The following is a 20,033-nucleotide window of genomic DNA, read 5'->3' as shown; positions in this document are numbered from 1 at the left end:
TATCAACCTTTCACGATTTTTTGCATCAATATAGCAAGGCTTACTTTAATCATGTAATATGCAGATTTAAGAGGTGTGATGGAAGATTGTCCACCTTGTCGCTCTTGCATATTTACAGATATCTCATTAATGCGAAGTTTTTTCTTTTTTAAATGAATAAGAACTTCTGGCTCTGGATAATCTTTTGGATAATTGTGTGCAAAAATCGTAATTACTTCTCGATTGATAGCACGATATCCAGAAGTTGGATCCATAAATGTTTGTTTCGTTAAAACTTTCAGTAGGGCAGTAAAATAAAAAATACCGATTCTCCTTGAAATACTACCTTTGTAAGCTGTTTTTTCTGTAAAGCGTGAACCTAGCACCATATCACATTGGCCTTCAGCAATAGGCTGTATAATTTTGTATAAATCATCCGGATTATGTTGTCCATCAGCATCGAACTGAATTGCAATATCATATCCATTCTCATATGCGTATTTATAGCCAGTTTGTACAGCTGAACCGATGCCCAGATTATATGGTAGATTAATAAGATGAACAGGGAAATTTTTTACGATTTGAGCTGTTTTATCTTGTGAGCCATCATTAATAACGCAAATGCTTAACGCTGTAAAATGTTGTTTTAGTTCTAGTAATCTTGTTAATGTATCTGCAATTGCTTCTTCCTCATTATAGGCTGGAATAATAATCAAAGTTTTTGGTATTGAAATTGGTACCTCGATAGACATTACCGCACCACCCCTTACATATTTAACTATATTATGGTTATTTATAAACAACTTTACTTAATATACCATTAAAAGTATAAGAAAATAAAGGAAAAACTGATGGGTGATTTTAGGAGGAAGCCACTGATACAAAGGCAAGCGATAGTATTTTTTATAATAAAAAATACATGCAAGGAAGGACCTGTGCATGTATGATGAGAAGATTATGTTAAATATTCCAAGGCTTACTTAAAGTTAAAACTTCAGCCATCTCTTTACTTTTTAAACGTCCCTTTTTTCGGTTTTCCGCGCGTTCTAAACCGGTTGTGTATAACCAATGTTCTTCCTGAGTTTCAGGTAGTACTTGTGGTACGGACGAAGGTTTTCCATCTTTTATAGCCACAAATGTAATGAAGCAAGTAGCAGCAATTCTACGCTCGCCTGCTAATAAATTTTCTGCGATTACTTTTACGAAAACTTCCATTGAAGATTTCCCTGTATAACATACAAATGCTTCATAACAAACAGAATCAGCTTGGTGAATTGGAGTTAAAAAATCAACTGAATCAATAGATGCTGTTACGCAATGTTTACGACTATGTCTTGCAGCCGCAATTGAAGCAATACTATCAATTTCTGCTAATAATTTCCCTCCAAAAAGTGTTTGGTGATTATTTAAATCGTTAGGAAAAACACGTGTTGTCTTAATTGCTTTAGATTCTCGCATGAATTTCTTTTCCATATATTCAGCCCCTATAGTCTGTTTTCAATCAGAATAATATGTGTAAACGGAGTACTCATATTAGATATTTAATGAAGTAAAGTGTATTCCAAAAGAGGATTATTTAAACTTCTGTATTTGTATTCATGTAACTGAAAGAAAATTTATTTTATCTAAAATGTAGTGTAAAAGAGGATTCGCTTACATTGCAAGTAAAAAGTAATGACTATGTATTCGTCATAGAAATTCCCTATCAGCCGTGTACCCATTCATGATAGAATCATTTTGTTATGAATGGAAATAGAGGTGCAATGGACATATGAATCATATACAAACAAATTTTTCATCTTTCTTCAATAAAATTACGATCGGTGCGATGCTCGCATTTTTCGTTTATAGTTGTTGGGTAGCATTTGAGACAAGTAAGCAATTCTTTGGAGGAAGTACAACAAGTGTAACAATCATATTGGCAATTTTCGTCATACTTATTTTGTTAGTGGCATCAATTCTACAATATCGTTTTACAGATAAACAATTTCTTATTTTTCTTATAAGTATATCTATAGTTGTGAGGCTTAGTATGCTGTTATTTGTAGATGCTCCAATAATTGGTGATATGAAAGTGATGTATGAGTCTGCAAAGCAGATTGCAATTGGTAATAATATAGAGACTGTAACTCATTTGCTTTTTATTATATATGAGTCAGTAATCATTCGTATATTCGGTGATACATTATTCGCTTTACAACTATTTAATGTGTTATTTTGCGCAGGAACCGCATTTTTTATTTATCGTATTGCGGCAATGGTTTTTGGAGAAGAATGCGGTCGTATTGCTTCTATATTTTATGCTCTGTATATTCCAAATATATTGCTGAGTTCCGTATTAACTCCTGAGTCACTTGCAATATTTTTATTTTATTTTGCTTGTTACATACTTTTATATAAAGGGTTAGATCATCCTTATATGTGGGTGTTTTCAGCGGTTTTATTTGCATTTAGTAATATGATTTTTCCAATGGGATTATTTCTTCCTATTTTTATCACTGTATATGTATTATTAATTGAAGTGTCTCAATCAGCAACGAAACAAAAAGTGTTACTAAAGATGGTAGGGATACTTATTCTATTTTATAGTACTCATTTTGGTGTGAATTATGGAATTAAGGCAATGGGATTGTCACAATATACGATTTCGAATGAGACGTATGTTCAATCTGTCTTAATTGGAAAAACGAAACATGAGGAAAAAATATCGAAAAATCAAAGTGTAACAGAGCATATTGATCAAAAGTTAAAAGAGATTGAGGGAGAAAGATTTAAACTTTTAGAACCGATGATAAATCAGTTTTCAGATGAGGGGATAAATTCTATTCTTTTCAAATGTGAAAAACTGATATATATAGCCGTAACATTGTTTATGACTATAGCTCTATTGCACTTCCTTATTAAGAAACAACAAAATGAAGGATATATGTTGTTCTTATTTTTAATTAGTGGCTACGTATTGTTAAGGCTTTTCCAAGTAGATATGGCATATTACAATGTAATTATGCCGGCATTGTTTATTTTGCAGAGCTTTGGTGTTTATATGAGTTATGTGTATTGTCAAAAAATATTTTTCAGAAAATAAAAAGAATCCATTCTGGATTCTTTTTTTTGATGGAAGATGAAATTTAGTAGTCAGTGCAAAATGGAAAGTATGCCGGACCTGAATTTTATTCCGCTATTTTCCGGACAGTAAGACCCCCACCTCAAAATCAGCGAAAGCAAAGAAGTTAGGTGGGGGCGGACTGCCTGTAAAAGCCCGATTGTTGAGGGCTGATTAAAGTTTCACTTTATCTTATCGATTTAGTTCTAGTTGTAAATTATCGGCTGTTAGAGCCATTTGTGAGGAATCATCTTGAATTCCTTTCATTACTTGTGAAATAGCTTGTAGCTCATGTTCAATTTTCTTATTCTGTTCTTTTGAGTTAGACATATCTTTTACAATTTCTTGGAAGTATCGATCTGTTGCCGACATACTATCCGTTCCTTCTGATACGAGAGAGCTAATTTGTTTCACGGAAGACGAGACACGGATAATTTGTTCATTTGTTTTTTCGACGAGCTTTGTAACGTTAAAGATAGATTCTTTCGTTTGCTCTGATAATTTTCGGATTTCACCAGCAACAACAGAAAACCCCTTCCCAAATTCTCCAGCACGTGCAGACTCGATAGCAGCATTTAGTGCGAGTAAATTTGTTTGCTCCGCGATTGATTTAACGATATCTATGATTTCGTTAATTTTGTTAGAAATATCAAGAAGTTCATGAGTATCTGTAATAATCGTTTCCATATTCATTTGAATAGATCCCATTCGTTTGTTTTGCTGGTTTAATTGTTCTTTCCCTTTATTCGCTTTTTCTTCAGATGTTGTAGCTAATGATGTACCTGTTTTAGCAATCTCTACAATAGTTTCAGACTTAGCGGTTAGTTTTTGAATAGAAGAGCTTGTCTTTTCAGATACAGCAGCTAGTTCTGTTGCGATATGCGTAATTGTCATAGCAGTTATTTCTTTTTCTTTCTCATGCTCTTTTTGCATTCTTTCATATTCAGATTCATAAGCTGCAAGAACAAGTTCTTGTTCAAGAGTGAATAATTTATTTATGACATTTATGGAATAGGAAAAATCATCGATTGTTGTTATTTTTGTTTGTAAAATCTTCATGATAGAGCGGAATAATTCTTGATAAGCAGCAGTATACCATTTTCGATGTAAACCAATTTGTACATGTCTTTTGGCAATCCTAACACGCTGCTCAATAAAATCTTCATGCATATTACCGCTGAATAATTCTTTAATATGTGTTTTTAAAGTTTGTTTTAGTTTTGGAATAGAGCTGTAACGTTCAATAATAGTAATTAAATTAGGTTGTTTTGTAATGTTGGCATAGAATTTTTCAGTAATCCAATCAATTTCTGCATAAATAAAAGGCTGTAGTACTTTTACAACTTGTAAATCTTCTTTTGAAATATGAAGCATATCCATTTGAATTTTTAATTCAGAATTAGTAGGTACATTAAAAGTTATTTGTTGGTCCTTACTTAATTCGATTATACTGGCATTTGTTTTATTAATATTTTTTTTGAAAACCCCAAGCATCATTCTTCCCCCTGTATATAAAACGTTTTCAATTTTAAAACTAATATAGAGTAATTATATATGCTTATATATAATTACTCTATATTAGTTCGTTGAATAGTATATAAATTAAGAGAATTCTAGATAGAATTCTCTTAATGGCCTTTATTAATTTTAGCATGTGTTTTAAAGAAAACAGGGAAATGCACATTATATATTACAGTGACGACACGAATAACGAATGTTACTAATAAACAAACATAGAAAGCTAATACGTGCGCCCCCATAGCGTATGTGATTAGGAAGCTAATTGCTCCTAAGATAGAAGCGATTGCGTAAATCTCTTTTCGGAATACGTAAGGGATATCTTGAGCACAAATGTCACGCAAAATACCGCCTCCAATACCTGTAATGACTCCCATTGAAACAACTAGAAATGAGGCGTCAACATGATGTGACATTGCCGCATTTGCACCAATAGCTGTAAAAACGCCTAATCCAACAGCATCAGAAAGCATAATAACGACTTGAAGTTTATTGATACGCTCAAAAAACATACAAGTAAATAATGCTGATAATACACTTACGAAAAAGTAAATGGGTTTTACAAATGCGACAGGGGGCAGGTTACCAATCATGATATCACGAATAATACCGCCGCCGAGCGCAGTAGCTACAGCTAGACAAAGGACACCAAATAAATCTAAATCTTTTTTTAAACCAACTAATGTACCAGAAATGGCAGCGGCGATAATGCCAAGAAACGTAAATATATCGATTAATAACATGGCCTTAATCCCTTTCTCTTAAAGATGTTCCAGAGAAAAAATATACACTAAAGTATTGGAAATAACAATTACTTTTCGTTACATGTATAAAAACGGATAAAATACATAAAGAAAGCGTTTGAAAATGCTTAGGAGAAAACGAAGCAAGGTTAATCTTTAGTTGTAGGATAGCCGAGTGGGTGTTTGTATGTAATTATTAAATTTTACATACTTATAAATAAATTAACAAATGTTACTATAATGCTGATAATAAGTGGAAGAGTGTTAGATAGTTTTTATAGAGATAGGGAAGAATAGCTAAAGGATAATGTTTTCTAGCACTACTTAAGCTGGATTTGGTTAGTTTCGGCATAAAAATAAGTTCTCAATTTAAATATGAGTTATGTTATAATTGCTAGGTGTGTTTTAACGATAATAAATTATGATTAAAAGATAATGTTAAGATTTTGTATGGAGGTCTTGGAATGTTAGCAAATCAAGCTAGGGTTAGATTTGAGCATTTTTTGCTCTTTTTTATTATTTTACAGCCTGTTTTAGATTTATTAACGTCTCTTAGCATCACTTTATTAAAGTCAAATGCTACCGTTGGAATTTTAGTAAGATTCCTTATTATGGCTGTTGGTGGTATTTACATTTTAATTCAGGCAAAAGAGAAGGAAAATAGAAAGTTTTTAATTTATCTTATATTATTAGCCGGCGTTTTAGGAATAGGATTTATTAATAACAAACTAGTTAAGGATCCTATTGTACTTAGTGAAGAAGTTAAATTCGTTGCGAAAGCATTATATATATATATTATGCTGGGATCATACATTTTAGCTTTAAAATCATTGAAAACGAAAGTTAACATTAGTGATAAGGTTCGAAATAGTATTGTATATTCTACATTAATCATTAACGCAATTATGGTTATTTCTATTTCAACATCTACTGACTTTGGTAGTTATGAATGGATGAAGGTTGGTTCTCGAGGTTGGTTCTATGCAGGGAATGAACTAGGTTCAATCTTAGCTATTATTTTCCCTATTGTGGTACTATATTCTATTCAAAAAACAAAGAGCTGGAAACATATTTTATATTGGATTCCATCACTTTTAATGATTTACTCATTAATTCAAGTTGGTACAAAAGTAGGAATGGGCTCAATTGGTGCTACGTTGGCAGCAGCAATCGGGATCATTGTACTACAATTATTATTTAATAGAAAAAATCCGAACAAAAAATCTCTTGCACTTAACGCAGTAATTGCTATTGTCCTATTAGCTGGTGTAGTTGGGACGTTTAAACAAACACCATTAGCACAAAATATGGGCATTCATAATAATTATTTATCAGAGCAAAATGTGGCTCAGCAAGGCCAAAAAGAACAAGAAATTAAAGATAAGTTGAAAAAAGAACAAGAACTTAAAGCAAAAGAAGAAAATCATCATAAAGTTGAAAAGCCAGAAGAAAAGGCGAAGATAGAAGAGGAAGTTAAGAAAGAACTTGAGAAAGAGCAAAAGAAAGAAAATCAAGAAAACCTTATTTTCAGTGGACGTCAAGTATATGAAGAAAGACATAAGCAGTTCTTTAAAGAAGCGCCAATGTCACAAAAGTTATTAGGAATGGGTTATGCAGGTAACTTTAAATACAATGAACAAAAGCAGCCAGATCCAAAACTAATTGAAATGGACTTCCATGATTGGTTTTACGATTTCGGGATTATTGGCTTTGTATTACTAATGATTCCATTTATTTATTACGGGCTAAGAATTCTACTAGCATTTGCTACGAGATTTAAGGACATATTTAATATAAAATATGGAATGATTTCAGCAAGCTTATTGTTAGCGTTAGGTATTGCTTATATTGCAGGACATATTTTAACAGCACCAGGAGTTGGAATTTACTTTGTAGTGGTGTTAGCTTATCTAATAGTAGACCTAGAAATTGAATGATAAAAATAAAAGCTAACTTTTGTTAGCTTTTATTTTTTAGTACAGTAAAATAAAAATAGATGGAAACGTAGCGAGGATTTAAAGGAGGAAAAAATATGAGAATATTGCATATGAATGCAGGAGCAGAAGATGGGGGGGGGAAAACACATATTATTTCACTTCTCGATCAGTTTCCAACTGGTGAAGTAGAATTAGCAGTATTTGAAGATGGAATTGTTGCGAAGGAAGCAAGGGAGTTAGGGATAAAAGTCCATGTGTTTTCACAAAAATCGCGCTATGATTTATCCATTTTAAAGAATATAAGTGAATTTATTAATAAAGAAAAATTTGATGTAGTTCATACACATGGTCCTAGGGCTAATTTCTATGTTTCTTTAATGAAAAAGAGAATAAAGGCAAAATGGGTAACGACTATTCATAGTGATCCATTTCAAGACTTTACTAAACAGGGCTTAAAAGGTTGGATTTTTACGAAATTAAATTTGAAAGCCTTAAAAAATATAGACTTATTTTTCGTTGTAACAAATAGATTGAAAAAAAGCTTGGCAGCATTAGGCATTTCAAATGACAAGATGCATGTTATTTATAATGGAATTGAATACGATCAGGAAAAAGCAGAAGGCTATAATAAAAAAGAAATGTTCAATATTGATGAAGATGTATTTACGGCAATCCAAGTAGCACGATTACATCCCGTCAAAGGACATGAAGTTTTATTCGATGCGTTACAACAAACAAAATTAGAGAAAATTAAAGTATTATTAGTTGGCGATGGCCCATTAGAAGAAAATCTAAAGTCATTAGCTACTGAAAAAGGGATTAACGATAAAGTAGAGTTTTTAGGACATCGTCAAGATGTAAAACAATTATTTGCGTCGTCACATGTAAATTTATTAACTTCCCATAGTGAAGGGTTCCCACTAGTTTTATTAGAAGCGGCAAACCAACGTGTACCATCAATTGTGACTAGGGCTGGAGAAATTGAGCCATTAATCGTAGATGAAACTTACGGATGGATTGTGCCAACAGGTGATGGAAAGGCATTAGCATTAGCTTTAGAAGAAGCGTATGATAAGTGGAAAACGGGAGAATTAGCAGCAATGGGTAAACATATTTATGAGCATGCTACTATGAACTTCTCACTTCAAAAACTATATGAAGATACAAAAGAAACATATAAGCAATTAATAGCGAAAAACTTGTAATGATAGAGAGGATAGTTAACTATGGCAGTACAAACAGTTGATATTCTAGGCGTTCCTTTTTCTACAATGACAATGGATGAAACGGTCCAATATTTAAAAGAACAACTAGAGGCGGAACGAACTCATACGTTTCAGGTAGTAACAGCAAATCCTGAAATTGTTATGTGCGCAAAAAAGGATGAAAAGTTCTATCAAACATTATTGAATACAGATTTAATTACACCTGATGGTATTGGGGTTGTAAAGGCAAGTGGTATGCTTGGTACACCTTTAAAAGAGCGTGTAGCAGGTTTTGATTTAATGTGTAATTTACTTGCGAAGTTATCAGAAGATAGTAAACCAGTATCTGTTTTCTTATTAGGTGCAAAGCCGCATGTTGTACAAGCTGCAGCAGATCATTTAACAAAGACATATTCAGCTGTATCCATCGCCGGTACACAAGATGGTTATTTTAAACAAGAAGACGAAGAGAATATTATTTCTCGCATTCAAGAAGCAAAACCAGATTTATTACTTGTTGCACTCGGTTTCCCGAGACAAGAGAACTTTATCCAAAACAATAAGCATCGTTTAGAAACGAAAATGGCTGTTGGAGTGGGTGGAAGTTTAGACGTATGGGCTGGAGAAGTAAAACGTGCACCAAAATGGATTCAAGCGATTCATTTAGAGTGGTTTTATAGATTATGCAGTAATCCAACACGCTGGCGTCGTCAGTTAGTATTAGCGGAATTTTTAAAAGAAGTAATGCGTTCGAAAAAGTAGCGAAATATCGCTGCTTTTTTTATTTGTTCATTTTTAATAAATTGAAACTTTAATGAGTGAGGCACCCCTACTGATTATTAGCCCTCACCAATCGGGATAGACGTTTTACTTTTTGGGAATGATGAAGGAGAAATTTTTTATACAAAAGTATTTTACTTATACAATTCACACATGTAAAATGATGTGTAAAGACACCTGTGTGAGGAGGACTTCTAGTGGGCAAGGTAAAAGAAATTTCGAAGCGCAAACTACTTGGTATAGCTGGGCTTGGATGGCTATTTGATGCAATGGATGTTGGAATGCTTTCATTTGTAATGGTAGCCTTGCAAAAGGATTGGGGATTAACGAGCCAGGAAATGGGCTGGATAGGTAGTATTAACTCAATCGGTATGGCAGTAGGAGCGCTTATTTTTGGGATACTATCAGATAAAATAGGGCGAAAATCAGTCTTTATTATTACATTATTATTATTTTCTATCGGTAGTGGTTTAACTGCGTTAACGACGACACTCGCGATGTTTCTCGTTTTACGCTTTGTAATTGGTATGGGGCTTGGTGGAGAGCTTCCGGTTGCCTCTACACTAGTATCAGAGAGTGTTGAAGCACATGAGCGTGGGAAAATTGTTGTGTTATTAGAAAGTTTTTGGGCAGGTGGATGGTTAATTGCAGCTCTTATCTCGTATTTTGTTATTCCGAAATATGGTTGGGAAGTTGCGATGGTATTGAGTGCAGTTCCAGCACTATATGCTTTATATTTAAGATGGAATTTACCGGATTCCCCAAGGTTTCAAAAAGTTGAAAAAAGACCATCTGTTATTGAAAATATAAAATCAGTTTGGTCTGGGGAATATCGTAAAGCAACAATTATGCTATGGATTCTATGGTTTTGTGTTGTCTTTTCCTATTATGGAATGTTCCTTTGGTTACCGAGTGTAATGGTGCTAAAAGGATTTAGTTTAATAAAAAGTTTCCAATACGTACTTATTATGACACTAGCTCAACTTCCAGGATATTTCACTGCTGCTTGGTTTATTGAACGTCTCGGTCGTAAATTTGTTTTGGTTACGTATTTAATCGGGACAGCTTGCAGTGCCTATTTGTTTGGGGTTGCGGATTCATTAACAGTATTAATCGTGGCAGGTATGTTACTATCCTTCTTTAACTTAGGTGCTTGGGGAGCATTATACGCCTATACACCTGAGCAGTATCCAACCGTTATTCGTGGTACAGGTGCAGGAATGGCAGCAGCGTTTGGGCGTATTGGTGGTATTCTTGGGCCACTATTAGTGGGGTATTTAGTTGCCTCAGAAGCTTCACTATCATTAATATTTACGATTTTCTGCGGATCAATTTTAATTGGTGTATTCGCTGTAGTAATACTTGGACAAGAAACGAAGCAAAGAGAATTAGTATAAAGTGAAATTTTAAATGTATGCCTGATCGTTTATTACCCTACACTACTCGGCTCTTTCTAGGCAGTTAATGTAGGATAAAGGGGGAGAGGAAACCGAAGGGGTTTCCTTTTTTCTGTTTTTTTAGATAAATAATGGTATAGTAAGAAAAAGGGATTATTTCTTATAAAAGCGAATGTATACAGCAGGACATATGGACAAAGAATTAGGTGGTTGAAGAAATGAAAATTTTACTGATCATGGAAGAGGCAGAAGAGAGAAGAGAGTTAGCTGAAAATTTCACTGAAAATATGAGAAATGTAGAATGTTTTGAAGCAAAGACAGGAACAGAATCTTTATTTATGATGAAAAAACATATACCAGACTTTGTTTTTTTAAGTTCCAAATTACTAGATGGTACTGGTTTTGAATATGCAAGTTTATTACGAGAAATAAATTGCTATACAAAATTTATTTTTGTAGGTGAAAACATAGAGGAATCTATTACAGCTTTTCGTTTCCAAGCATTTTATTATTTATTACGACCATTTCGTGAAGAAGATTTACAATTTCTTTTATATAAAATAGGTAAAGAACAAGGTGAGAAAGCAAAGAGTTATTTGCGGAAACTACCGATAGAAAGTCAAGAAGGTATACGATATATGCTTCCAGAAGATATCGTATATGTAAGTAAAAATAAAGAAAATAAAACTGTTTCAATTTACACAACGAATAATCAGTATATTTCAACATATACACTTCAGGAATTAGAAAATAAGCTAAATGCATATGATTTTTTACGTGTGCATAAAAGCTATTTAATTAATATGTCATATGTAAAAGAACTGAAACCTTATTATAATGGCACGTATAATTTGTATTTAGATAGGTATGATGAGCAACCAATTCCAGTCAGTCGTAATTATGTAAAACGCCTTCGAAATAAAATTGAATTATAGTAGGTAATGAGAGTATTTTAACATGATAAACTGAAAATCCTTCATGATAAGGAGGATTCAAGTTAAATATTCAGAAAATTTAGTACAATCTCCACTAAGAAATAGTATTGGGGGAATTGTATGTGAAGACATTGAAATCGATCTTACTTTGGGGCGTTATTACAGCAGTAGGAGCAGGTGCTTTTGGGGTAATAGCTTTATCACAAGGTGAAACCATTAATGCTGTATGGCTCTTAGTAGCTGCCGTATGTGTATATGCAGTTGCTTATCGTTTTTATAGTAGATTTATAGCGAGAAAGGTTTTTAATTTAGATGATAATCGGCAAACACCAGCCCATACATTAAACGATGGGAAAGACTATGTTCCGACAAATAAGTGGGTATTATTTGGACATCACTTTGCAGCGATTGCTGGGGCGGGACCTTTAGTAGGACCGATTTTAGCAGCACAAATGGGATATTTACCAGGGACCATTTGGATTATTGTTGGGGTAGTTGTTGCGGGGGCTGTCCAAGATTTTGTCATTTTATTTGCTTCGATGAGACGTAATGGTAAATCGTTAGGAGAAATGATTAAGGATGAGATTGGACCTGTTACAGGACTAATTGCAATGATAGGTATTTTAGGAATTATGATTATTTTATTAGCAGTATTAGCGTTAGTCGTAGTAAAGGCACTGATCGGAAGTCCTTGGGGAATGTTTACGATAGCAGCAACGATTCCTATCGCTATTTTAATGGGAGTTTATATGCGCTATATTAGGCCTGGTCGTGTTGGAGAAGGGTCAGTAATTGGTATTATCCTACTTATTTTATCTCTTGTTGGAGGACAGTATGTAGCAGAAAACCCAACACTTGCAAGTATGTTCACATTTAGTGGTGAAACAATTGCTATTATGCTTATTGTATATGGATTTATTGCATCGGCATTACCAGTTTGGATGCTATTAGCACCACGTGATTATTTAAGTACATTTTTAAAAGTTGGAACAATCGTTGGATTGGCGATAGGTATTTTAATTGTAGCACCCAATTTACAAATGCCAGCAGTTTCGCAATTTATTGATGGAACTGGTCCTGTTTTCTCTGGTAATTTATTCCCGTTCTTATTTATTACGATTGCCTGTGGTGCGGTCTCTGGATTCCATGCTCTCGTTTCATCTGGTACAACTCCAAAAATGATTGAGCAAGAGGGACATGCACAGCCAATTGGTTACGGAGCAATGTTAATGGAGTCGTTTGTAGCAGCGATGGCAATGATTGCAGCTTGTGTATTAACGCCAGGAACTTATTTTGCGATTAATAGTCCGGCAGCACTTATTGGTACGGATGTATCGCAGGCAGCTCAAGTTATTTCTTCATGGGGATTTGCTATTACACCAAATGAATTAAAAGAACTTGCTGTAAATGTTGGAGAGCAAACAATTTTATCACGTACAGGTGGCGCACCGACGTTAGCAATAGGTATGGCATATATTTTCTCGCAAGTAATAGGTGGAACGGCGATGATGGCATTCTGGTATCATTTTGCCATTCTTTTTGAAGCCCTATTTATTTTAACAACGATTGACGCAGGAACTCGTGTAGGACGATTTATGATTCAAGATATTTTAGGGCATGTATATAAGCCTTTTGCGAAAACAGATTCTACATTAGCGAATGTAATAGCTACAACGTTATGTGTATTAGGGTGGGGATATTTCCTATACCAAGGGGTAATAGATCCGCTCGGTGGAATTAATACATTATGGCCACTTTTCGGTATTGCAAATCAAATGTTAGCGGGTATCGCATTATTACTTGGAACGACAATTTTGTTCAAAATGGGGAAAAAGGCGTACGTTTGGGTAACACTTATTCCAACTGTGGGATTGCTTATTGTAACAATGACAGCTGGTTATCAAAAGCTATTTCATGAAAATCCTAAAATCGGATTTCTATCTCACGCGAAGGTGTTTCAGGGAGCGTTAGATGAAGGGAAAGTGTTAGCACCAGCTAAAAATGTTACTCAAATGAAGCAAATTATTTTTAATGATTATATCGATGCAGCGCTTTGTGGGATTTTTATGATAGTTGTAATCGCTGTGTTAATTTCAGCACTTCGAATTTGGATACAAGTATTAAGAAATAAGCCAATGCCGTTAAAAGAGGCACCATATATTCCTAGAGATGAAAGTGAGTCGAGGAACTATGCTTAAAAAGCTGTGGCAAGTATGGGGGGAAAGGAAGCGCTTTATTAGTTTGCTCGTTGGGGTACCAAGTTATGAAATATACGTAGAGCATATGAAAAAGCATCATCCAGAAGAAGAGATTGTATGTCAAAAGCAGTTTTTTGCTGAGGCACAAGAAGCAAGATTTAACGCAAAGGGTGGAAAAATATCACGCTGTTGTTAATGAAAAAGGGCGAGTTTTCGCCCTTTTTATTTTTTTTGCTGTTTCACGTGGAACAGCAAAAAAATAAACAAAAAACTTTGGGAATTATAGGGATTTCGTATACAATAAAGTGAGGAAGGGGATAGATGGAAAAGTAGGGAGATTATTTTATGTTAAGGGACTTATTTGTAAATACAACAATTATTATTTCCTTTATTTTTGTTGGAGGTCAGCTTTTAAGAGATAAGCCGTTAAAAGAAGGATTCTCTTTTTTGCAGAAGTGTGTAATCGGTATTTTTACTGGAATATTAGGTGTACTGTTAATGCATTTTGGTGTACACATTGAAGATATTATGTTGGATTTACGTTATTTAGCCGTTATTTTGGCAATTATAGTTGGAGGTCCGGTAGCTAGTAGTATAACAGTTACTATAATTTTAATTACTCGGCTAATTTTTACTGAGTACTCTTTAGCTTCCGAATTGGCTTGCTATACAATTTTATTAAGTGGAATTGGTGTTATCTTTATTGCAAGAATACAAACTTCGATTACGTTAAAGTTAGTATGGTTACACGTATACTGCCTTTCTATTTTGATAGTACCGATGTATATATTATTTAATGATATATCTGTAGTTGTACTATATTTAATTTCAAGTATTACTACAGGTTACATAACATTCGTAAGTACAAACTATGTTTTACAATCCAATGAGTTATTTCAAAAGATGAAACAATACGCAACGATAGATGCATTGACAGGTTTAGGAAACGTAAGACAGTTTGATTTAGAGATGAATCGTCATATTAGTAATAAGAACATGAAAAATGATTCGCTTTGTTTACTCCTTATAGATATTGATCACTTTAAGTATGTAAATGATACGTACGGGCATCCTGCAGGGGACGAAGTGTTAAAACAAGTAGGATGTATTTTACGAGAAACTTCACAATTTCCAGATTTGGCTTTTCGAAAGGGTGGAGAGGAGTTTGCGCTTTTGATACCGAATAAGGGATTAGCTTACGGAATTTGTATGGGCGAGCAAATTCGTACAGTTGTTGAAAGTCACCCATTTCAATTGTTAGATGGAACAAAAATAAAAATTACGGTTTCGGTAGGGGTTTCAGAGTATGAAGGGTCATCAGAGCAATTTATTCAAGCGGCGGATGATGCGTTATACTACTCGAAACGAAATGGTAGAAATAAGGTCAGCTCTGCATCTTAAAGATAAGATGACCAGAAGACATAAAGCTTATAAAAAACACTCACAGAGTCAATGTATGAACCTTGTGAGTGTTTTTATTTATATATTAGACAAGTTCTTTTGATACAACGAATTTACGATATGCACCATGGTGAGTTGGACCTACGTATTCGTTAATTTTGAATGAGTAACGAATAGCAGCTGTGATGAATTCTTTAGCAGTTTTTACTGCTTCTTTCACAGGTTTTCCTTTTGCAAGTTCTGCTGTAATTGCAGCAGAATATGTACAACCTGCACCGTGTGTATTGGTTGTATCGATTTTTTCTGATTCTAGAAGTTCGAATGTTTCTCCATCATATAGGACGTCGATTGCAGTTTCCGTACCAAGTTTGCTTCCGCCTTTAATTAGTACGTATTTGGCACCTAAAGCGTGGATTTTCTTCGCTGCTTCTTTCATGTCCTCAAGAGAATTAATTTTCACACCGCTTAATTGGTAAGCTTCAAATAAGTTTGGCGTTACAACTAATGCCTTTGGCACAAGAACGTCACGTAAGCAATCGTTCGTTTCAGGATGTAATGCTTCATCTGCACCTTTACATACCATAACAGGGTCAACTACTACATTTTTGAAATTGTGCTTTTCGATTGTTTCTGCAACCATTTCAATAATTTCTACCGATCCAAGCATACCTGTTTTTAAAGCATCTACGCCAACACCTTCAATTGTTGTTTCTAATTGTGGTTTTAATGTAGAAGCTGGGATTGGAAATACGTTATGTGCCCAACCGTTATGTGGATCCATCGTTACGATTGTTGTAAGAGATGTCATTCCGTATACGCCAAGTTCTTGGAATGTTTTTAAATCTGCTTGTATACCAGCACCGCCACTTGTGTCAGAACCAGCGATAGTAAGTGCTTTATTTAATGTCATTATGAAAGCCCCCTCAAGTGATATAATGAAAACTATGTTTTCACCATTATATCAATGTTACGAATAAGTACAAAGTGAAAAGTAGATGATTTATTTTAAGAGCTATTTAAAATCTTGTATGCAGGAGACTGAGTATGTTTCGAGATAATCGTACAAATGAATTAGTTATATTAAAGGAAATTGCAGAAACATTAAATACATCAAATGATACGTATCATGTATTGCAAGCTGTCCTAGAGAAATTACTAAGTGTGACAGGCTTAACGACAGGATGGATTTTTCTTGCAGATGAAAATGGGAAGTATACGAAGTTGATTGATTACCAATTACCAGAGGCACTTACATATGAAAATAAACGCCCGATGTGCGAAGGTGAGTGTTGGTGTTTACGAGGTTTTGTAGATGGGAAATTAGAGAGAGCCGTTAATATTATTGAATGTAAAAGAATTAATAATGCAATTGAATATAATTGGGGAGATACGGAGGGCATTCTTCATCATGCTACGGTTCCTTTAAAAGCTGGAGGAGAAAAATTTGGGTTGTTAAATGTTGCAAGTCCGGGTAAAACACATTTTTCGGAAGAAGAATTAGTATTACTCCAATCGGTTGCTTTCCAAATTGGTACGGCTTTAAAGCGAACAAAATTATATGAAAATGAAAAAAGAAGAGCACATTATTATGTGAAATTAGAGCGTTTCATTCAAGATTTAAAAACGATTCATAAGTTTAATGTATTACCTGAAAAGGTGGTAAATCACGTAGGTGAAGTATTTCAATGGAATCAAGTAGCGCTTTTTATTAGGGAGGAAAAAGAATTATCTCTGCGAGCGTCTTACGTTCAGGAAGAGTTACAAGAGGATGTAAAAGAGGCGGCCAACAAGGCGTTAGAGCAAGATGAACCAGTTCTAATAAAACATCAAATAGGGCATAATGTGCATCTAAATCAAACTGTTATTGCTACGCCAATACATATTCAAAACCATATATTTGGTGTTTTATGTGTTAGCTTGAATAATGGAGAGTTTGATGCTAATACAATAGATGTAATTCAAGCGCTATCAAACCATGTTTCGTTAATAATAGAGAATTTGAGGTTAAACGAGCAGCGCCGTGAACTTGTACGAATGGAAGAAAGAAACCGATTAGCAAGAGATTTACATGATTCTGTTTCGCAAAAATTATTTTCATTAACCTTCATGACAAAAGGCGCCGAGGCAGTTTTAAAAGGTAAAAATGAAAAGGTAGATCAATCTTTGTATGAGATGCGTGAACTTGCACAAGGAGCTTTGAAAGAAATGAGGACATTAATTTGGCAGCTTCGTCCAGCAGGATTAGAAAAAGGATTATTGCCAGCTCTAAAGCAGTACGGTGAAAATTTGGGACTGAAAATTAGGGAGCAAGTTACGGGTGTTCGTGATTTACCTCGTGTAGTAGAAGAAGCTTTATGGCGCATTGGCCAAGAAGCACTGAACAATGTAAGTAAGCATGCAGGTATAAAAGAAGCGACGATTTATTTTACAGTGAATGAGAAAAATGTATCATTAGAAATAGTTGATCAAGGAAAGGGCTTTGTGGAAAAGAATATAAAAGAAAAGAAATCACTAGGTATGACTACGATGCGTGAAAGAGTAGAATTAGTTGGTGGAACAATTAAAATTGTAAGTAGTAATAAACGAACGAGCGTAAAAGTAAATGTACCATTATGATGTGAAAATGAGGGAAGTTTGTGAAAATAAAAGTATTGTTAGTTGATGATCATACAGTCGTTTTAAAAGGATTAGCGTTTTTCTTAAGCACACAGGAAGATTTAGATTTAGTTGGAGAAGCGAATAATGGGAAAGAAGCGTTAGTGAAAGTAGGAGAAACAAATCCTGATGTTATATTAATGGATTTATATATGCCTGAAATGGATGGTGTTGAGGCGACGGCATATATTAAAAAAGAGTATCCAAATGTGAAAGTAATTGTGTTAACTAGCTTTTCTGATCAGGCGCATGTGTTACCTGCATTAAGGGCTGGAGCAAGTGGGTATATTTTAAAAGATGTAGAACCGGATCAGCTTGTTGAGGCTATTCGAAGTGCATATAAAGGTAATATTCAATTACATCCGGATATAGCAAATGCTCTTCTCTCTCAAACATTACCTGTAGAAGAAAAGGAAGAAGAACCTTCTATTCAAGTAGATGTGCTAACAGCGAGAGAAAATGAGGTGTTGCAACTATTAGCAAAAGGGATGAGCAATAAGGAAATTGCATCTGTTTTAGTTATTACAGAAAAGACAGTTAAGGCGCATGTAAGTAGCATTTTGAGTAAATTAAATTTATCCGATCGTACACAAGCGGCGTTATATGCGGTGAAAAATGGAATTGTATAAGACAAAAGTCGTAAGACCTAGTTCGCCTTTAGAAGGTGGACTTTTTTTATGGAAAAATACGTCTATGTGAGGACGAAATTGTCTTGATATAAAGATAAAATATATTTGTAAGCAACAAAACAACAATTACAAGGGATACCTTTTTTGAAAGCATATAACAACATAAGAGTGAGTACTAGGAGGAAGAAATAATGGAAACAGTTTTATTCGTTAAAGCAAACAACCGTCCAGCGGAACAAGCAGTTAGTGTAAAATTATATGAGGCATTTTTAGCAAACTATAAAGAAGCACACCCAAATGATACAGTAGTAGAACTGGATTTATATAAAGAAGAATTACCATATGTAGGTGTAGACATGATCAATGGTACATTCAAGGCAGGTAAAGGATTTGATTTAACAGAAGAAGAGGCAAAAGCAGTAGCAGTTGCTGATAAGTATTTAAATCAATTCCTAGAAGCTGATAAAGTTGTTTTCGGCTTCCCATTATGGAACTTAACGATTCCAGCAGTGCTACACACATATATTGATTATTTAAACCGTGCTGGTAAAACGTTCAAATACACGCCAGAGGGTCCAGTTGGCCTAATTGGTGATAAGAAGATTGCATTATTAAATGCACGAGGCGGCGTATATTCAGAAGGTCCAGCAGCTGAGGTAGAAATGGCTGTTAAATATGTAGCAAGTATGATGGGCTTCTTCGGCGCAACAAACATGGAAACAGTAATTATTGAAGGACATAACCAATTCCCAGATAAAGCGGAAGAAATCATTGCTACAGGTCTTGAAGAAGCAGCTAAAGTAGCAAGTAAATTTTAATTAAAATTATAATCGTCACTCGAAAAAGCAGCATTAACATGTAAACGTTAATGCTGCTTTTTTTATATTTTTAGTTCATCAGCAAGTTTTTTTAATTGAATTCGATCTCGTATGTAATAGGTTCTTCCGTCTTTTTTTAAGTAATTTTGTTGGCAAAACTGATTTAATACATATAAAAGATGACGGTAGCTGACATTTAAATATTCCGAGGCCTCAGTATGCTTTTCTATATAACAATTATTTTGTTCTGTTAATAAAATAAAAGCAGCTAATCGATTTTCAAAAGGATAACTATAGTTTTTTGCGTAATTTTCAGTGCGAGTAATTGTCTTTTCTCCAATAAATTTGCATAAGTGCTGTAAAAACGTTGCATCTTGTAATAAAAGTTGCTGACAATCTTTAAGAGGAAGTGCCAAACAAACACAATCTTCTAGTACTTCAACGGACTTAGTAATATTTTCTACTCCTATTAATCCTAATTCCCCGATAAAAGATGGTGCTTGAATAAAATTAATTAATGAAACCTTCCCGTTTTTATGACTCATATATATTTTTGCCTTCCCAGAAATTAAGTAATAGAGATAAGGGAGAGTATTTCCTTCGCTACATATCATCTCTTTCGTTTGAAAAGAATGTAGCTCTACATATGGCAAGACATGAAATGAAAATAGGGTATGGAATTGATGGATTTGCATGTATTGATAAATTTCTTCCTCATTTTTGCTGATTTTCATA

18 protein-coding genes are annotated in these 20,033 nt (G+C 34.2%); 12 read left to right on the top strand and 6 right to left on the bottom strand.

The window, feature by feature from the left end:
* Nucleotides 1–2: 2 nt before the first annotated feature.
* Nucleotides 3–731 (bottom strand): glycosyltransferase family 2 protein, encoded by a 729-nt coding sequence (locus BUA87_RS15165; RefSeq protein ID WP_000021473.1) that lies wholly within the window; start codon nt 729–731, stop codon nt 3–5.
* A gap of 208 nt (nt 732–939) precedes the next feature.
* Nucleotides 940–1,452, bottom strand: a complete 513-nt coding sequence (locus BUA87_RS15160) for an acyl-CoA thioesterase (RefSeq protein WP_000412129.1) — start codon at nt 1,450–1,452, stop codon at nt 940–942.
* 298 nt (nt 1,453–1,750) lie between these two features.
* Here BUA87_RS15160 and BUA87_RS15155 point away from each other — a divergent pair, with 298 nt between their 5' ends.
* Nucleotides 1,751–3,064, top strand: a complete 1,314-nt coding sequence (locus BUA87_RS15155; protein WP_072940172.1) for an ArnT family glycosyltransferase — start codon at nt 1,751–1,753, stop codon at nt 3,062–3,064.
* Between the two features lie 210 nt (nt 3,065–3,274).
* Here BUA87_RS15155 and BUA87_RS15150 read toward each other — a convergent pair whose 3' ends face one another.
* Both BUA87_RS15150 and BUA87_RS15145 read right to left on the bottom strand, forming a co-directional pair.
* Nucleotides 3,275–4,576, bottom strand: a complete 1,302-nt coding sequence (locus tag BUA87_RS15150; RefSeq protein WP_072940169.1) for a globin-coupled sensor protein — start codon at nt 4,574–4,576, stop codon at nt 3,275–3,277.
* Between the two features lie 134 nt (nt 4,577–4,710).
* Nucleotides 4,711–5,343, bottom strand: a complete 633-nt coding sequence (locus BUA87_RS15145) for a trimeric intracellular cation channel family protein (RefSeq protein WP_000924377.1) — start codon at nt 5,341–5,343, stop codon at nt 4,711–4,713.
* 464 nt (nt 5,344–5,807) lie between these two features.
* On the opposite strand from BUA87_RS15145, the gene BUA87_RS15140 reads away from it, so the two are divergent.
* From BUA87_RS15140 to BUA87_RS15100, 8 genes are all read left to right on the top strand, one after another.
* The gene (locus BUA87_RS15140; protein ID WP_000880753.1) at nt 5,808–7,280 is read left to right on the top strand and encodes an O-antigen ligase family protein; all 1,473 of its coding nucleotides are present in this window, start codon (nt 5,808–5,810) and stop codon (nt 7,278–7,280) included.
* A gap of 95 nt (nt 7,281–7,375) precedes the next feature.
* Nucleotides 7,376–8,485: a glycosyltransferase family 4 protein gene (locus tag BUA87_RS15135; RefSeq protein ID WP_053563282.1), complete on the top strand. Its 1,110-nt coding sequence runs from the start codon at nt 7,376–7,378 to the stop codon at nt 8,483–8,485.
* A gap of 21 nt (nt 8,486–8,506) precedes the next feature.
* On the top strand, nt 8,507–9,247 hold the full coding sequence (locus BUA87_RS15130; RefSeq protein ID WP_000290751.1) for a WecB/TagA/CpsF family glycosyltransferase: 741 nt from the start codon (nt 8,507–8,509) through the stop codon (nt 9,245–9,247).
* A gap of 215 nt (nt 9,248–9,462) precedes the next feature.
* Complete coding sequence (locus tag BUA87_RS15120; RefSeq protein ID WP_000521106.1) at nt 9,463–10,662, top strand: MFS transporter; 1,200 nt, start codon at nt 9,463–9,465, stop codon at nt 10,660–10,662.
* 218 nt (nt 10,663–10,880) lie between these two features.
* Nucleotides 10,881–11,597, top strand: coding sequence for a LytR/AlgR family response regulator transcription factor (locus BUA87_RS15115; protein WP_065229618.1), 717 nt, complete (start codon nt 10,881–10,883; stop codon nt 11,595–11,597).
* Between the two features lie 122 nt (nt 11,598–11,719).
* A complete protein-coding gene (gene cstA / locus BUA87_RS15110) occupies nt 11,720–13,795 on the top strand; it encodes a carbon starvation protein CstA (protein ID WP_071713910.1) in 2,076 nt (691 codons plus the stop codon).
* On the top strand, nt 13,788–13,991 hold the full coding sequence (locus BUA87_RS15105; protein ID WP_000914502.1) for a YbdD/YjiX family protein: 204 nt from the start codon (nt 13,788–13,790) through the stop codon (nt 13,989–13,991). The genes cstA and BUA87_RS15105 overlap by 8 nt, the downstream gene beginning before the upstream one ends.
* A gap of 149 nt (nt 13,992–14,140) precedes the next feature.
* Complete coding sequence (locus tag BUA87_RS15100; RefSeq protein WP_072940166.1) at nt 14,141–15,196, top strand: GGDEF domain-containing protein; 1,056 nt, start codon at nt 14,141–14,143, stop codon at nt 15,194–15,196.
* 85 nt (nt 15,197–15,281) lie between these two features.
* Here BUA87_RS15100 and pdxK read toward each other — a convergent pair whose 3' ends face one another.
* A complete protein-coding gene (gene pdxK, locus BUA87_RS15095) occupies nt 15,282–16,106 on the bottom strand; it encodes a pyridoxine/pyridoxal/pyridoxamine kinase (RefSeq protein ID WP_000174259.1) in 825 nt (274 codons plus the stop codon).
* Nucleotides 16,107–16,240: 134 nt separating this feature from the next.
* Here pdxK and BUA87_RS15090 point away from each other — a divergent pair, with 134 nt between their 5' ends.
* The 3 genes from BUA87_RS15090 to BUA87_RS15080 all read left to right on the top strand — a co-directional run bounded on the left by BUA87_RS15090 (nt 16,241) and on the right by BUA87_RS15080 (nt 19,298).
* A complete protein-coding gene (locus tag BUA87_RS15090) occupies nt 16,241–17,812 on the top strand; it encodes a GAF domain-containing sensor histidine kinase (protein ID WP_072940163.1) in 1,572 nt (523 codons plus the stop codon).
* Nucleotides 17,813–17,832: 20 nt separating this feature from the next.
* Nucleotides 17,833–18,480 (top strand): response regulator, encoded by a 648-nt coding sequence (locus tag BUA87_RS15085; RefSeq protein ID WP_071713913.1) that lies wholly within the window; start codon nt 17,833–17,835, stop codon nt 18,478–18,480.
* Between the two features lie 191 nt (nt 18,481–18,671).
* Nucleotides 18,672–19,298: an FMN-dependent NADH-azoreductase gene (locus BUA87_RS15080; RefSeq protein ID WP_071713914.1), complete on the top strand. Its 627-nt coding sequence runs from the start codon at nt 18,672–18,674 to the stop codon at nt 19,296–19,298.
* A 62-nt stretch (nt 19,299–19,360) separates the two neighbouring features.
* Here the strand turns inward: BUA87_RS15080 and BUA87_RS15075 are convergent, their stop codons facing one another.
* The gene (locus BUA87_RS15075) at nt 19,361–20,032 is read right to left on the bottom strand and encodes a transcriptional regulator YeiL (protein WP_000703310.1); all 672 of its coding nucleotides are present in this window, start codon (nt 20,030–20,032) and stop codon (nt 19,361–19,363) included.
* Nucleotide 20,033 lies beyond the last annotated feature (1 nt).

This window comes from Bacillus sp. bc15, assembly GCF_900142585.1.
Lineage (GTDB): Bacteria > Bacillota > Bacilli > Bacillales > Bacillaceae_G > Bacillus_A > Bacillus_A cereus.
This window is presented reverse-complemented; position numbering and strand designations above follow the sequence as displayed.

Excerpts from the sequence above, each read along its gene's own strand:
- BUA87_RS15105 (WP_000914502.1), top strand. The coding sequence starts at position 13,788 with ATGCTTAAAAAGCTGTGGCAAGTATGGGGGGAAAGGAAGCGCTTTATT.
- BUA87_RS15115 (WP_065229618.1), top strand. The coding sequence starts at position 10,881 with ATGAAAATTTTACTGATCATGGAAGAGGCAGAAGAGAGAAGAGAGTTA.
- BUA87_RS15075 (WP_000703310.1), bottom strand. The coding sequence starts at position 20,032 with ATGAAAATCAGCAAAAATGAGGAAGAAATTTATCAATACATGCAAATC.
- BUA87_RS15155 (WP_072940172.1), top strand. The coding sequence starts at position 1,751 with ATGAATCATATACAAACAAATTTTTCATCTTTCTTCAATAAAATTACG.
- BUA87_RS15145 (WP_000924377.1), bottom strand. The coding sequence starts at position 5,343 with ATGTTATTAATCGATATATTTACGTTTCTTGGCATTATCGCCGCTGCC.
- BUA87_RS15140 (WP_000880753.1), top strand. The coding sequence starts at position 5,808 with ATGTTAGCAAATCAAGCTAGGGTTAGATTTGAGCATTTTTTGCTCTTT.
- BUA87_RS15130 (WP_000290751.1), top strand. The coding sequence starts at position 8,507 with ATGGCAGTACAAACAGTTGATATTCTAGGCGTTCCTTTTTCTACAATG.
- BUA87_RS15150 (WP_072940169.1), bottom strand. The coding sequence starts at position 4,576 with ATGCTTGGGGTTTTCAAAAAAAATATTAATAAAACAAATGCCAGTATA.
- BUA87_RS15165 (WP_000021473.1), bottom strand. The coding sequence starts at position 731 with ATGTCTATCGAGGTACCAATTTCAATACCAAAAACTTTGATTATTATT.
- BUA87_RS15090 (WP_072940163.1), top strand. The coding sequence starts at position 16,241 with ATGTTTCGAGATAATCGTACAAATGAATTAGTTATATTAAAGGAAATT.
- BUA87_RS15135 (WP_053563282.1), top strand. The coding sequence starts at position 7,376 with ATGAGAATATTGCATATGAATGCAGGAGCAGAAGATGGGGGGGGGAAA.
- BUA87_RS15160 (WP_000412129.1), bottom strand. The coding sequence starts at position 1,452 with ATGGAAAAGAAATTCATGCGAGAATCTAAAGCAATTAAGACAACACGT.
- BUA87_RS15080 (WP_071713914.1), top strand. The coding sequence starts at position 18,672 with ATGGAAACAGTTTTATTCGTTAAAGCAAACAACCGTCCAGCGGAACAA.
- pdxK (WP_000174259.1), bottom strand. The coding sequence starts at position 16,106 with ATGACATTAAATAAAGCACTTACTATCGCTGGTTCTGACACAAGTGGC.
- BUA87_RS15100 (WP_072940166.1), top strand. The coding sequence starts at position 14,141 with ATGTTAAGGGACTTATTTGTAAATACAACAATTATTATTTCCTTTATT.